The 14,021-nt window shown below is 59.8% G+C and carries 12 protein-coding genes; 6 read left to right on the top strand and 6 right to left on the bottom strand.

Annotated features, from left to right (window positions below; genetic code table 11):
• Positions 1-189: 189 nt before the first annotated feature.
• The 3 genes from EEB13_RS00630 to EEB13_RS00640 are packed head-to-tail and all read left to right on the top strand — an operon-like array spanning position 190 to position 4,684.
• The gene (locus EEB13_RS00630) at positions 190-1,014 is read left to right on the top strand and encodes an FAD binding domain-containing protein (RefSeq protein ID WP_033230890.1); all 825 of its coding nucleotides are present in this window, start codon (positions 190-192) and stop codon (positions 1,012-1,014) included.
• The gene (locus tag EEB13_RS00635) at positions 1,011-3,716 is read left to right on the top strand and encodes a molybdopterin-dependent oxidoreductase (protein ID WP_141484406.1); all 2,706 of its coding nucleotides are present in this window, start codon (positions 1,011-1,013) and stop codon (positions 3,714-3,716) included. Before EEB13_RS00630 ends, EEB13_RS00635 begins: the two co-directional genes overlap by 4 nt.
• On the top strand, positions 3,713-4,684 hold the full coding sequence (locus EEB13_RS00640; RefSeq protein WP_045070134.1) for an antibiotic biosynthesis monooxygenase: 972 nt from the start codon (positions 3,713-3,715) through the stop codon (positions 4,682-4,684). Before EEB13_RS00635 ends, EEB13_RS00640 begins: the two co-directional genes overlap by 4 nt.
• Positions 4,685-4,894: 210 nt before the next feature.
• Here the strand turns inward: EEB13_RS00640 and EEB13_RS00645 are convergent, their stop codons facing one another.
• From EEB13_RS00645 to EEB13_RS00660, 4 genes are all read right to left on the bottom strand, one after another.
• Positions 4,895-6,229, bottom strand: coding sequence for an HNH endonuclease signature motif containing protein (locus EEB13_RS00645; protein WP_141484407.1), 1,335 nt, complete (start codon positions 6,227-6,229; stop codon positions 4,895-4,897).
• Between the two features lie 132 nt (positions 6,230-6,361).
• Complete coding sequence (locus EEB13_RS00650) at positions 6,362-9,508, bottom strand: multicopper oxidase family protein (protein ID WP_141485501.1); 3,147 nt, start codon at positions 9,506-9,508, stop codon at positions 6,362-6,364.
• Between the two features lie 98 nt (positions 9,509-9,606).
• A complete protein-coding gene (locus tag EEB13_RS00655; RefSeq protein WP_141484408.1) occupies positions 9,607-10,620 on the bottom strand; it encodes a cation diffusion facilitator family transporter in 1,014 nt (337 codons plus the stop codon).
• Positions 10,617-11,030 carry an ArsR/SmtB family transcription factor gene (locus EEB13_RS00660; protein WP_095886449.1) on the bottom strand — a complete coding sequence of 138 codons (414 nt, stop codon included), beginning with the start codon at positions 11,028-11,030 and terminating at the stop codon, positions 10,617-10,619. The genes EEB13_RS00655 and EEB13_RS00660 overlap by 4 nt, the downstream gene beginning before the upstream one ends.
• A gap of 103 nt (positions 11,031-11,133) precedes the next feature.
• Between EEB13_RS00660 and EEB13_RS00665 the strand changes: the two genes are divergently transcribed.
• The 3 genes from EEB13_RS00665 to EEB13_RS00675 all read left to right on the top strand — a co-directional run bounded on the left by EEB13_RS00665 (position 11,134) and on the right by EEB13_RS00675 (position 12,912).
• Positions 11,134-11,559, top strand: coding sequence for a nitroreductase/quinone reductase family protein (locus EEB13_RS00665; RefSeq protein ID WP_033230896.1), 426 nt, complete (start codon positions 11,134-11,136; stop codon positions 11,557-11,559).
• Positions 11,560-11,584: 25 nt separating this feature from the next.
• Positions 11,585-12,172 carry a DinB family protein gene (locus tag EEB13_RS00670; RefSeq protein ID WP_141484409.1) on the top strand — a complete coding sequence of 196 codons (588 nt, stop codon included), beginning with the start codon at positions 11,585-11,587 and terminating at the stop codon, positions 12,170-12,172.
• Between the two features lie 128 nt (positions 12,173-12,300).
• Positions 12,301-12,912, top strand: a complete 612-nt coding sequence (locus EEB13_RS00675) for a glyoxalase (protein ID WP_141484410.1) — start codon at positions 12,301-12,303, stop codon at positions 12,910-12,912.
• Positions 12,913-12,920: 8 nt separating this feature from the next.
• Here the strand turns inward: EEB13_RS00675 and EEB13_RS00680 are convergent, their stop codons facing one another.
• Together EEB13_RS00680 and EEB13_RS00685 are read right to left on the bottom strand one after the other, a co-directional pair.
• Positions 12,921-13,310, bottom strand: coding sequence for a DUF2784 domain-containing protein (locus tag EEB13_RS00680; protein ID WP_045070148.1), 390 nt, complete (start codon positions 13,308-13,310; stop codon positions 12,921-12,923).
• Between the two features lie 73 nt (positions 13,311-13,383).
• Positions 13,384-14,010 (bottom strand): SRPBCC family protein, encoded by a 627-nt coding sequence (locus tag EEB13_RS00685; protein ID WP_141484411.1) that lies wholly within the window; start codon positions 14,008-14,010, stop codon positions 13,384-13,386.
• Positions 14,011-14,021: the final 11 nt, after the last annotated feature.

Below are 14,021 nucleotides of genomic sequence, written 5' to 3' on the forward strand. Positions count from 1 at the left end.
TCCGAGCTCGCAAAATGCAAGAGGCGGAACCCGCCCCGTACTCAGACGTACCCAAAATCTGAAATCGCATGCACCGACCAGTTGGACTTAATTCCGATTGGTCTGAAATACCCGAAACATGTGAATGCGCTTCGTGTACTCGGTAATGTCGCAGTCCGGTATGTCACTTCCCCGAGGGGAGCACGACGCATGGACCTCACCACCATCAACGACGTAGTTCGGCGACCACCGGATCGCCCCGGTGCGATCTGGCGGGTCGGCGACGCGTGGCTTGCCGGTGGTACATGGCTGTTTTCAGCAGAACAGCCCGATCTGGATCGCCTTGTCGATCTGACAACGCTGGGCTGGACGCCGCTGGAAACACACGCGACCGGTCTCACCATCGGCGCAACCTGCACGATCCATGACCTGTATACGTTTGTAGCGCCGGGTGATTGGCCGGCCGCTCAACTCTGTCGTATCAGTTGTGAGTACTTCCTGTCCTCGTTCAAGGTCTGGAACAGCGCAACGGTGGGCGGGAACATCTGCATGTCGCTGCCCGCCGGCCCGATGATCACGCTGTGCGTCGCACTCGAGGCGACATACACGCTGTGGTCCACCGACGGCACCGAACGAATCGTCGACGCCGCCGATTTTGTGATCGGAGACCACCAGAACATCCTCGAACCGGGCGAGGTGCTTCGTAGCATCGACATTCCGATTCACGCGCTCACCAAACGTCACGCCCACCGCCGATTCAGTCTCACCCACCTCGGCCGTTCCACCATCTTCATGATCGCTACTCGGACACCGGGCACTACTGATCTCCTGCTCACCATCACCGCCGGAACAACCCGACCGATCCAACTGTCGTTTGCCACCATCCCGGACCGCGATTCGCTGCAGCACGTTATCAATGCCATTCCTGAAGCTGCCTGGTTTGACGACCCCAACGGCACCCCTGACCACCGCCTTCACCTCGCCCGGCATTACGCCGAGGAACTGCGCCTGGAACTGAGCGAGGACCGGTTATGAGCTACGTGGTGAACGGCAGGATCTTCAGCGAGCAGCCATTCGCGGGGCAGTGTCTACGCACCTTCCTCCGGACACTCGGCCATCACGGCGTCAAGAAAGGATGTGACGGGGGCGATTGTGGAGCCTGCACCGTCTGGCTTGACGGCACTCCGATCCACAGCTGCATCACCCCCGCCTTTCGAGCCGAAGGTCGCGATGTCACGACTATCGAAGGCCTAGGCACTCCGGAGAATCTGCACCCGATGCAGGCGCAGTTCCGCGACGCGCCTGGATTTCAGTGCGGCTTCTGCACCGCCGGCATGATCATGACGGCGGCAGCATTGACCGACGATCAGAAGGACGACCTGCCGCGCGCCCTGAAGGGAAACCTGTGCCGCTGCACCGGTTATCGAGCGATCGAGGACGCGGTCAACGGAGTCAGCGCGATCGAGGTCGCACTACCCGGGCAAGCAGTAGGGACAAGCGTCGGCGCACCCGCCGCTACCGATATCGTGACCGGCCGCGCCGAGTTCACGATGGATACAACGATGGATACATCGACCGGCGGGATGCTGCATCTGAAGGTGCTGCATTCACCGCACGCCCACGCGCGAATCGTCTCGATCGACACTGCTGCTGCGCTCGCCGTTCCCGGAGTGCACCGCGTCTATACCTGGAAAGACGTGCCGCGCAAGCGTTTCACGACGGCCATCCATACCGACCACCTTGTGGATCCCGACGACACCTACATTCTCGACAACGTGGTGCGCTTCGTCGGGCAGCGGGTGGTAGCCGTACTTGCCGAATCCATTGCCGCAGCCGAAGAAGGTCGTCGCAGAGTTGTGGTCGAGTACGAGGTTCTCCCGGCTGTTTTCGATCCAGAGGAGGCGATGGCCGATGGCGCCCCGCCATTGCACGGATCGGACGACCCGTTTGTCCGCGACCCCGAGCACAACATCCTGCTCGAGATCCATGGGCATGTCGGCGACGTGGACGCCGGGTTCGCAGCGGCGGACGTGATCCACGAAGGCACATACTTCTCGCCCCGGGTCCAACATGCACACCTCGAGACACACGGTTCCATCGCCTGGATGGAGGACGAACGCCTGCACGTACGCACCAGCTCGCAGTCGCCGTCGATTGCCAAGGTCAAACTCTCCCACCTGTTCGATCTGCGCCCGGATCAGCTTCGCGTGTTCTGCAAACGGGTGGGCGGCGGATTCGGCGGAAAACAAGAGGTGATCACGGAAGACCTCGTTGCACTGGCAACACTGGACACTGGCCGACCCGTCAGCCTCGAGTTCACGCGCGAAGAGGAGTTCACCACCGCATCTCCGCGGCATCCGATGAAATTGACCATCAAATTGGGCGCCACGGCGGACGGGACGCTGACCGCATTTCAATACCGAAACATCTCCAACACCGGCGCCTACGGAAACCACGGCGGTGAAACGTTGTTCGCCGGCGGAGCTGCCGTCTCGCTGTACCGATGCGCAAACAAGAAGTTCGACGCGTATTCCGTCTACACGAACAACGTTCCGAGTGGAGCCCTGCGCGGTTACGGGATGACTCAGCCCGCATTTGCCGTGGAGTCCGCGATGACCGAACTCGCACTCGCGTTGAACATGGACCCGCTGGAACTGCGCCGACGCAACATCGTGCGGCCAGGCGATTCACTGGTCGCGCTCGAGGACGGACCCGATGACGTCATCTTCACCGAAGACGGACTCGGCCAGTGCATCGACCTGGTGGACGCCGCACTGGGCCGCGAACCGGTCCCACCTCTCGGCGAGGAATGGCTCATAGGCACCGGCACAGCCAGCTCATTACACGAGACCGCCCCACCCACTGAGCACATCTCGGAGGCCTGGCTCACGCTCGGTGACGACTGCATGTACGAACTTGCCATCGGCACAGTCGAATTCGGCGAAGGAACGTCCACCGCTCACGTCCAGATCGCCGCGAATCAGTTGGGAACCACACCGTCCCGGGTGCGAATCATCCAGTCGGACACCGACCGTACCGGTTTCGACACGGGGGCTTTTGCCAGCGCCGGCCTGTTTGTAGCCGGAAACGCTGTCTTGCGAGCATCGAATGCGTTGCGAGATCGCCTACTTGCCTTTGCCGCACACCACACTGGCGTTGCAGTCGATCAGTGCTCGATGGACGACGACAAGATCGTCTGCGCAAGTACACGATTGACTCTGCAAGAAGTTCTCGACGCCGCGAGGCAACGCGGGATCCGATTTACCGTGGCCCGCAAGGCCTACGGATCGCCGCGGAGCGTGGTGTCCAATACTCACGGCTTCCGAATCGCAGTGCACCGGATAACCGGCGAAATCCGGATACTCTCCAGCGTTCATGCCACCGACGCTGGTGTGATCATCAATCCTGCACAAGTTCGAGGGCAAATCGAAGGTGGCGTCGCGCAGGGAATCGGCTTTGCTCTCACCGAGAACTTTCATGTGGACGCAGCCGGCGCGATGATGAACCCGAACTTGCGAAACTATCGCATTCCCACGTATGCAGATGTTCCTCGCACCGAGGTGATACTGGTCGATTCGGCTGATTCCGTCGGCCCACTCCGCTCGAAAGGCATGGCGGAGTGCTGCATCAACCCGGTCGCCCCGGCCCTGGCGAATGCTGTGCATAACGCGACCGGCACCCGATTCCGGTCGCTTCCCCTCACTCCTGAACGGATCTACACGGGGTTGAACCGATGACCGCGGAAACATCCGCCGACAACATCGCCACAGTCATCATCGGTCAGCGGGTACACGCCGGAATGGCAGAGCAGTTCGAAGTCTGGCAAAAGGACCTCAACCGGGCTGCCGCGGGCTACGCCGGATTTCTGGGCACCGAAGTGTCCGCGCCGACGGCCATCCACCCGGAGTGGGTAATCGTGTATCGCTTCGACTCCATCGCCCATGTTCAGGCCTGGATCAACAGCGCGACACGTCAGGATTTCCTCGAGCGCGGCCGCCAATTCTTCGATGGACCCGGTACCCAACAGGTAGTGAGTGGCGGGATCAAACCACCCGATCCACTTCTCACCGTTGTTGTGTCACACCGGGTCAGTGATGACAACATCGAGGAATTCCTTGCCTGGCAAGACCGCCTGCGCGAGGTGGAAAGCACGTTCGAGGGATTCCGCGGCACCGAACTTTTTCGACCCGTCGACGGTGTCCAAGACGAATGGACCACTCTCTACCGCTTCGACAGCGCCGCCCATCTCGATACCTGGCTGACCTCCCCCGAACGTCAGGAACTCCTTGCCGAGGGGCGTAGGTTCCACGATTTCGAATTGCGCACCGTCGACAATTCATTCGGCAGTTGGTTTGCGTTCGACGAGAACGGCAACGAAGCCCCACCACCATCGGACACCAAGACTGCGATCGCGGTGTGGGTTGGCCTGTACCCGACTGTCGTCTTGCTGACCTTGGCATTGTCACCACTGAAAATGCCGCTCTGGCTTGGGTTGTTGGTGGGAAACCTTCTCTCGAGCTTCATCATGAGTTTCTTCACGATGCCTTATTACGTGAACCGTCTGCTGAGTCGCTGGTTGCGTCCGCCGGCCGATGTTCCCGCGGCGAAAATAAATGCTCAGGGTTTGGCGATCGTCGCAGCGGTGACAGTGTTCTGGGTTGTGGTGTTCTATCTGGTCACTACACAGATCTGGTCGCTGCCCTGATTGCACTGCACCACGCAGCAGCACTGAACGCAAAGCGGTCCCTCCCCATCATCAGCGGAATCCTACTTACCCGCTTTGGCCCTCACCACGAATATGCCGTGCGAACCCGTGCGTGTTTGCTTCAGGAGCTGCGCATGCGTGTGGGCTTCGCATCGTCTTTCCTGGTGATGCGAAGCTCTCACACGGTATTCAGTTCCGGCAGAGCCGGTTTCAGTCTCGATGCACTGGGCCTTGGCGGGTGGTGGACCGGCGGCGTCGTCGTTTCGGGTCGATCGCAGCTGGTGGGATGAACCAAGGTTTGTGATCGGTACCCATCTTGATTTCCCAGATCCCGTGGAACCCGCTGGTGCTGTGGATCAATCGGTGGTGGCTACGGCAGAGGAGGGTGAGGTTGTCCATCACCGTCAAGCCTCCGGTTGACCAGGGTTTTATATGGTGCGCGTCGCACCAAGCAGGTACGGCATCACAGTTCGGGAAGGCGCAGCCTTTGTCCCGGGCAATCAACGCAGTCCGCTGCTCGGGTGTGACGAGGCGTTTGTGCGGCGTTGCATCCAACGGTGCACCCTTGCCGTCCATCAGGACGGTGGAGAGCATGCAATCGCACGCAAACATGCGCGTCAGGCTCACACTCAGTGGTCCCATCCACGGCATGTACCCGACATCAAGATCCTCGACATCAGGCTCGTCGTCATCGGATTCGCTGCGTATGGTGGCGCAGTCCCGATGCTCAGCAAGATCTTTCGCGGTGATGTGCACATTCACATGCGGACGCTGACCACCATCAACACCGGTCATGGCATTGTCGAGATACCGGCGAATCAGTTCCGTGAAGGCATCCGCGGTGCGTTTGGCTGCCGACCGCTGATCCGGGGTTCCGTCGGCAGCCGGTTTCGGCATCGACAGACCCGAGAGTGCCGACAACAGCATTTCGCCGGTCAGCGCGTCGAAATCACCCTTGATAGCCACGCGCCCGTTGAGCGTCGGCGAAATCCGTAACACATTGAGATCATCATCCTCACCGGGCGGGGTCTCATCCGATTCGAAGATCCGCTCCAAAACCGCAATCGCGTACCGGAGTTTGATGGTGGTCGCCTCCACGCCGGATGCGGCAGCGAGCAGTGTTGCCATGCAGGACGGTAGAGCGTTCTCCGGCATACCTTTTGGTGGGGATTCACAGAACGCGGCAATTATTGCCGCATGATCGAGCGAGAGATCACCGGCCTCGAATTGGGCAGCAATGTCCGGGAACCCCCGCAACGCGGCACCGAGGGCAGCGATTTTGTTGCCGGCTGCGTTCTGCAGCATCGTGTTCGCCGCCAACCAGCGACCAACACAGCGGTAGCACAGCACCTGGTCATCAGGATTGAGCGCCAACTCATCTACTGCGGCAACCCGAATCGCTTCCAACCGAAGAATCTCCGCAGACGCACAGACGGCAACGTCTCGAACCTCGGCCGGACGCAACCGCCACAACCTGCCACGCACACCCGCCGCCGAACCGGCTACAACATCCCCCACCGAAACAAAATCGCTCACCGTAGTCATCAAGGCCTCCCCACCCTTGCCGCAAGTATACTCGAACATTCATTCGATTCAAGGGGCATTTCGGACAGGTTTCCGGAGGTCTACGCTCGAGAACTTCTGACATACAAGAGCATTCGACGTTCGACCGAAGCACTAGCGACCTCCTAGCGGCAATACTCCGATCCCATTCACATACGACGGCATGGTTCCGATCAGGCTCGGCGTTAGCGTCGTCGCAGACGGATCTGCACGTCCCAAAGAAAACTTCCGAACTTCGGCACTCGCTCCGCTGCTACCGCTGATCAGCAAATCCGCTCCCGTTGTGGTGCTGGTAGTCGCAACGCTCACGCCGGAGAGCCCCTCGAACGGATCGAAGGACGCAATCTCCCGAAAGGCAACGTCGGTTGAGTGGTGGTCGGGGCTTTCCAGATACATCTCAGGTGATCCGTCGAGGCGTGATCCGCTCGAGAAGATTCGCACCGTTCCGTCTCCGCCGCTCATCCCGGCGACTATGGATTTCGCGCCGCCTTCCGCACCGGCCACCCAACCGGTCGACAGTGATACCCCACCTCGATAGCTCTGATCGAATGCCAAGAACTGCGAGGTCGCCACCGGCCCACCTGTGTGTCCTTCATGTTCGTCGGTCTTTCCGGCGGCTGCTGTCGGCTCGTACAGGTCATACCGGAACGTTTTCACCAACGGCTCGTCGCCGGGTCCGGGAGCAGTCACGATGCTCGCCCGGCCGGAATGCGCGTCGACCATTCCCGTGGCAATGGTGACTCCGCTGCTCGAACCCGGATATGGGATGAACGATCCGAATTCGACCGGCGCCGACTTCTTGTCCGTCGGCAGTACGGTGGAGTAGATCTTGACCTGCGATTCCATACCCGGGCCGGAGGCCACGATAATGTTGTCCGCCAATGCATTTCCGTCGATATCGACGCCGGCAACGTTGACACCACCACGGAAACCTGCATCAAAAGGAGCAAACCGTGCCAGTTCGTCGGTGAACGGTGGCCCGTCGACCGCGTTGTACGCCACCACTTCTGGTGCACCGCCAGCGCCGGTTCCAGCGATGAGGTCGAGCACCATGTCACCGTTGACGTCTGCCATCGCCACGCTCGGGGTTCCCTCGAACGACGGGAATGGCGTCACGGTTGTGAGCATCGTATCGCCGTTCGCGTCGAAGATCTGCACGGTCGCAGGCACGCCGGGCGAGCCGGGCACCGCAACCGCATACGTCGACACTTCGGGAATCACGTTCACCGTCGCCATCAAACCGTTGTCCTCGTGATTGAGGCGATGGCAATGGATCACAAAGGTCCCCGTGTATTCGGTGAACTTGGTACGCAGTGTCACCGACGCCGGTACAAGCGCGTTCTCATTCTCGTCCGTCACAGGCGCAGGCACGTTGACGTTGTCGATCCCCCACTGCTGCACCCCGGTTGTGGTCCCGGCAACAGGATCCACAACCTCCATCACTTGAAAATCATTGACGTGGATGTGCATTGGATGCTCGTCATTGTTGAGGTTTGTGATTGTCCATTCCTCTACCGAGTTCAGCCGCGGCTGAATCAAGGGGATGTTCGGGAAAGTGTTGTCGGCGAACTCATATGTAAAGGCTTTCGGGTCACTGTTACTGGCCTTGTTGTTTCCGAATCCACCAGAGACAGTCAGGTTGCGGGTCACATCGGGATTCGCTGCTGCGGTATCCACGAAAGACGTATAGGCATCAAGTTTCTTACCGAACTCGAATGGTGTTGTCCTGCCTTCACCTTCGTCTGGCGTTGCCCGGATCAGCTGCTGGGTCGGGAAGGTGAAGAATCCGTCGGCGTAACTGATCACCGACGGGTCGACAGTGACGGTTCCGAGCTCAGCAGGAGGATTATCGGTGCCGTTGTTGGTGTAGAGAATGCCAGGATTGCTCACCGGTTGTGCACCGTCGAGCGGCGGCATTTCCAGCACCAGATCACCGGACTCCGGCATCGTCACCGCGATCGCGTATCGCGACGCCGGCGGAATCACGAGCCTGGTTCCGTCACCGTCCACCGGCGGCCTGACCTCGGAGAACGGGTTTCCGTCCTGACCCACTATCGCGAACCGCGGATGGTGGCCTGTCGCGGTTTCCGTCAACGTAACCGGCAGGTACGCGAAGTCGCTGATGTTGGCGAGCACCCAGATTTCGGTCTGACCCGGCTTCAGTTTCAACGAAGGTTGGAACTGCCCGTTCACGGTGTACTGCACATCGCGTTGATTGTCCGGCAGCGACAGATCGGCCGGAACGTTCGTCGATTCGCCAACGAAACTCTGCAGATTTGCGGGGACAAACTGATTCTGCCCACGATGGTTGGCCGGTGACAAGGGCCCGCTGTACCAGTTGGTGAAATACTGTGAGCCCTCCGTGGTTTCCGAGAAATTCACCGGCGCGAGACTAGGGCGGTACGAGCCGTCGGCAAGTTCCTGACCCGTCGGCGGATCCAAAGTGCTGACAAATTGTGGCCACATTGCGTCATTGAGTTTTCGGCCCAGGCCTTTGCGGTCAAAAATGAAGTTGTACTGCAGTGCCATATCGCGAACTGGTATGTCATTGGCCGTCACTATCGGCAAATTCCCATCGGGGCGGCCGATTTCCAGCAGTCCCGCGAGTCCCATATATGTCTGTTGAGCAGTGAGCGTGTGACGGTGGCTGTGGTACCAGTACAAACCATTGGGCATCGTTCCGGGAATCGCGTAGTCGTAAACATTCCCCTGCCCGGCGGGAATGTTGAGCAACACGTTGTCGGCATTACCGTCCGGACTGACGTGCACGCCATGAGTGTGCAGATTGAGCGGCGCAGACGTCAGAACCGGAGGATAGATCGGTACTTCACCACCCGCCGGAGTGAATGCGGGATCGTAGAAGTCCTCGATCGTGAGATCTTGCAAGTCGTTGTCGTAGTGGATAATCAAACGCTCGCCAGGATTAACCCGCAATGTCGGAGCCGGATACACATCGGTTCCGGAACTCGACCCATCGGACGCTGCGCCACGAATGACGTCGTATCCGAAGAGCAAGAAGTCCGACACTGTTCCCGACGCAGTATCAAGCGGCACCGATCCCTGGTGCGCAGACAATCGCACCTCGAGAACACCGTCCACGCTACTGAGTTTGATCGGTTCCCGGAAGTCGGCCGGCGCCCCGTCCGAACCGTAATTGGCGCCGGCACCAGATACCGGATCACCCGTTGCGCAGGCAGCCAAGGCCACCGTCAATGACACCACTACCAGGGCGACGAGCGACCTTCTGCACCGAGCGATCACTGGTTTCCCCGTTCCGTGGCGGCGTGAGATACGTCCGATCGACGCTTTGTAGCGTACCGAGGAAACCCCTAGTGAACAGGATATCCAGAACAAAGTGGTCATGTTGTTGTGTGCCTGTCGAGCGTAGCGTGGGCGGGGTACGCATGAACCAACGCTGAGGACAGCTTCGGAACCGCGTGCGTCAATGTGTGTTCGGCGCTGTGCGCAATCGCGTGGGCCTCCGCAAGACTCGCAGAAGGATCGATGTCGAGTTCTGCATCCGCATGCAATCGATGACCGATCCACCGCATCTTCAAACCGCGAACCCCGAGAACGCCGGGTTCCGCACGCAAAGCGGTTTCAGCATCGTCCACCAACTCCGGTTCGACGCCGTCCATGAGACGTCGCAACACGTCACGCGCAGCGCTGCGGAGCACGGCAACTATGGCAGCGGTGATGACAAGTCCGATGATCGGGTCTGCAAGCGGGAACCCCAACGCAACTCCCCCGGCACCGAGCAGAACTGCCAATGACGTGAATCCGTCTGTCCGAGCGTGTAATCCGTCGGCGACCAGAGCGGCGGAACCGATCTGCCGACCGACCCTGATCCGGTACAACGCCACAAGTTCGTTGCCGACGAAGCCCACCAGACCTGCGGCAGCGACCCATCCCAGATGATCGATCTCGATCGGATTGACGAGCCGCCTAACTGCCTCGACACCGGCAATCACCGCAGAGAGAGCGATCATGGCCAGGACGAACAGTCCCGCCAAGTCCTCGGCACGGCCAAATCCGTACGTGTATCGACGCGTTGCCGCTCGTCGTCCAAGAGCAAAGGCAATCCACAGCGGGATCGCGGTAAGCGCATCCGAAAAGTTGTGAATGGTGTCCGCCAGCAGCGCCACCGACCCGGAGATCGCAACGATCGCCACTTGCACCGAAGCAGTGATTCCCAACGCCACCAAGCTGATCTTGACTGCCCGGATACCGATCCTGCTCGATTCGAGAGCGTCGTCGACGCTGTCTGCCGCGTCATGACTGTGTGGCGCAAACACATCACGCACGGCAGACCGGAAACCACCGCGAGGATGGCCATGGCCGTGACCGTGACCAACAGTGGGTTCGTTCGTCATGACGCCCCCTCCTCCTCATTTCCGCGAGGCACGCGCTCAGGATGTATCTCACGGAGTTCTCCGGCGGTGCGGTGATGCCCCGGCAAGCCTGGACCGGCGTGCTCGGCATTGAAGACTGCGTCGGTAACCAGTTGGCGCACATGGTCGTTCTCGAGGCGGTAGAACACAGTGGTGCCTTCACGACGGGTTCGCACCAATCGAGCCATCCGTAGTTTTGCCAGGTGCTGCGACACTGACGGCGCGGGCTTTCCGACGCGCTCCGCCAGTTCGTTCACCGAGCACTCTCGATCGACCAACGCCCAGAGAATCTGCACACGCGTCGCGTCAGCGAGCATCCGAAACACCTCGACGACGAGGTCCACCTGATCGTCGGGAAGCTTCCGCCTACAAATCTGACTATCTGCGTTCATGCGTAGATAATAGATCAAGTATGTCTGAACACAACCCCTCGCATCCCAAGGTGTGCCAAGATTTTGTTATCGAAACCCCCACAGTCCTAACCAGGAGACGACGATGAGTACTGACGACTGGAACGCAGACATCATTGCCCAATTCCGAGAAAATCAAGGTCACGTGGGAGGCCCCTTCGAAGGCGCACCGATGGTGTTGGTCCACCATCGAGGCCGAAAGTCCGGACGTGAATTCGTCAGCCCGATGATGTACCTGGCCGATGAGGAAGACCCCGACACCATCTACGTCTTTGCGTCCAAAGCCGGCGCCCCCACCAATCCGGATTGGTACTACAACCTCACTGCAACGGACCACGCCGAAATCGAAGTCGGCACCGAAAAGTACTCGGTTGCTGTCAGCGACGTGACCGGCGACAAACGCGACAAGATCTTCAACGAGCAGGCCAAGCGGTATCCCGGTTTTGCAGAGTACGCAGAGAAGACGGCTGGAATCCGCACTATTCCCGTGATTGCTCTCCGACGCACGTAGCTAGCGACGCAGGCAGAGTGAGTACATGAACGCAACTGAATTCGACTGGAATCGTACGCTCCGCGAGCAGTGGGAATTCCATTGGAACCATCAGATCAAAACTCGACTCGACGGTCTCACCGACGACGAGTATTTCTGGTCCCCGGTGCCCAATGCCTGGAGCATCCGTCCTCGCGGCCAGTCGACGGCACCGATGCATGTCGGCGGTGGAGAGTTCTCAATCGACTTCGCCTTTCCCGAGCCGGTCCCACCGCCTTTCACGACTATCGCGTGGCGACTCGGCCACGTCATTGTCGGTGTGCTTGCCGCGCGGAATGCTTCACACTTCGGTGCTGCCGCCGCGTCGTACGAGACCTGGGAGTACGCCGGTACGGGAGCCGAGGCGCTCGAACAACTCGAGACACAGCTCGATATCTGGCTCACCGGAGTCCGGAGTCTCGGCGAGAGCGGACTGCGGGAACCAGTCGGAGCGAAGGAGCCGTACCCCGAATTGGCGATGGCCGATCTGGTGCTGCACATCCACCGCGAACTGATCCATCATCTGTCCGAGGTCGCCCTACTGCGCGACCTCTACACGCACACCAGATCTGTTGATATCCAGGCAAACCCGTAGCGGCCCGGAGCGCGCACAAAACCGATCAGGAATCGAGAAGCGACGGTTGCCGCACCGAAACTACCGTTACAGACATGAATTCACCACGTGATCCCCAGTCCGCTCGCATATCAACGAGGAGCGCCAAGATGACCACCGCAGAGTCCGTGATCCTCGAAGTCCCCGATGCCGCAGCCGCCCAATCCTTTTACGATGCCTTCGGCGTCGGAGACCGCGTGAGTGTACGAGCGTCGCAGACACCGACAACAGGGTTCCGCGGCCACACGCTTTCGCTTGTCGTGTCGCAGCCGAACATCGTCGACGCCTTCGTCGATGCGGCCCTCGAAGCCGGCGCCACAGTGTTGAAGCCCGTCAAGAAATCGTTCTGGGGATACGGCGGTGTTGTACAGGCACCCGACGGCGCAATCTGGAAAGTGGCAACGTCGTCGAAGAAGAACACCGGCCCAGCGACCCGGGAGATCGAAGATCTCGTGCTGTTGCTCGGCGTCGAGGACGTCAAGGCCAGTAAGCAGTTCTACGTCGATCACGGTCTCGAGGTGTCGAAAAGCTACGGACGCAAGTACGTCCAGTTCACAGCTACCCCGAAAAAGCTCACGGTTGCGCTGTACGGCCAGAAGGCCCTGGCCAAAGATGCCGGCGTCGCACCCGAAGGCAGCGGATCGAGTCGAATCATCATCACTGGTGACGGGGCGCCGTTCACCGATCCGGACGGCTTCACGTGGGAGACCGGACTCGCCTGAAAACACCATCAACGGCGTGGCTGCGCCCCTACCGACGCAGACTTCACATGCCGTCCGAGCAACACGTATCCCACCCAGGAACCCACGACCACTGTCGCGGCAACGCCCTGGACAATCGCTTCGATACTGACCGGATAGAAAACGCCGGCAATGTAGTGAGAGATGAACCCTGCGGACGGTAATTCGGAACTTCCCGCCATCCGACGGGCCCAGTTCTCGAGATGCGTGAGCGGGCAGTCATATCCGATCAGGACCGAACCTGCACCCCACGCGACTGCGACGAGGTGAAAAACAATTGTATGACGCCACTTCCACGCCACGAAACCACCGAAGACCACGTAGAGAATGAAGCTGAAGTGAACGAATACCGTCGCACTTTCGATGAGCCGGTACACCATCGTTGTCTCCGCTCGTGGCGCGGAAGTCCCGCAACAACCAGACTATTCCGATGTTAGTCCGCGGAGATGATCTCTACCCGGTGTATGCAGCGGTTGTTCGTGCGGCGGCGGCTCGCGCCTGCGCAGGATCGTCGCCGGAAGCAATCGCGGCGTCAGCCCACAATTCACTACTGGCTGCCATGAATGCCTTGGCTTCGTCACTTGCCAACCACTCCGGCGTCTCCAGCGGTGTGTTGGTTCCCTGTTCGACGTGTTGTGCCAATCCCAGCAATCCCATGTCCCAACCGACCCCGACGGCACCTGGCCCGTATTCACTCCAACGATCCGGGTCGACATCGGCGGTGTGATCGAAATCGAATAGTGTTTCCCCGCTGGAGGTTTCGATCAATTTGATCGTCACGTAGCTGACGTCACCGCCGTATTCCCAGGTGATCTTCAGTGTGTGCGGCGCGGTGCACGCCAGAATCTCACCACCGGCATTGCCGTCGAGTTGATAGCGACTACCGAGTCGGGCGTCGCCTGAAACAGGCATGAACCACTGTGGAATGCGATCCAAGTCGGCTATTGCCGACCACACCGTCGTGATCGGAGCCGCGAGTTCACGCGACATGTGGAGCGATCGCGTTTTCCCCTCGTCGCCACTGACCCCGCTCAGGTGCCGGGTTACCAATGACAAAGAGTCAACTGCTTCAGCGACCATGACGCTCCTTC

It is taken from the genome of Rhodococcus sp. WS3 (assembly GCF_003797085.1).
Lineage (GTDB): Bacteria > Actinomycetota > Actinomycetes > Mycobacteriales > Mycobacteriaceae > Rhodococcus_F > Rhodococcus_F globerula.

Excerpts from the sequence above, each read along its gene's own strand:
- EEB13_RS00675 (WP_141484410.1), top strand. The coding sequence starts at position 12,301 with ATGACCACCGCAGAGTCCGTGATCCTCGAAGTCCCCGATGCCGCAGCC.
- EEB13_RS00680 (WP_045070148.1), bottom strand. The coding sequence starts at position 13,310 with ATGGTGTACCGGCTCATCGAAAGTGCGACGGTATTCGTTCACTTCAGC.
- EEB13_RS00635 (WP_141484406.1), top strand. The coding sequence starts at position 1,011 with ATGAGCTACGTGGTGAACGGCAGGATCTTCAGCGAGCAGCCATTCGCG.
- EEB13_RS00665 (WP_033230896.1), top strand. The coding sequence starts at position 11,134 with ATGAGTACTGACGACTGGAACGCAGACATCATTGCCCAATTCCGAGAA.
- EEB13_RS00670 (WP_141484409.1), top strand. The coding sequence starts at position 11,585 with ATGAACGCAACTGAATTCGACTGGAATCGTACGCTCCGCGAGCAGTGG.
- EEB13_RS00645 (WP_141484407.1), bottom strand. The coding sequence starts at position 6,229 with ATGACTACGGTGAGCGATTTTGTTTCGGTGGGGGATGTTGTAGCCGGT.
- EEB13_RS00630 (WP_033230890.1), top strand. The coding sequence starts at position 190 with ATGGACCTCACCACCATCAACGACGTAGTTCGGCGACCACCGGATCGC.
- EEB13_RS00685 (WP_141484411.1), bottom strand. The coding sequence starts at position 14,010 with ATGGTCGCTGAAGCAGTTGACTCTTTGTCATTGGTAACCCGGCACCTG.
- EEB13_RS00660 (WP_095886449.1), bottom strand. The coding sequence starts at position 11,030 with ATGAACGCAGATAGTCAGATTTGTAGGCGGAAGCTTCCCGACGATCAG.
- EEB13_RS00655 (WP_141484408.1), bottom strand. The coding sequence starts at position 10,620 with ATGACGAACGAACCCACTGTTGGTCACGGTCACGGCCATGGCCATCCT.
- EEB13_RS00640 (WP_045070134.1), top strand. The coding sequence starts at position 3,713 with ATGACCGCGGAAACATCCGCCGACAACATCGCCACAGTCATCATCGGT.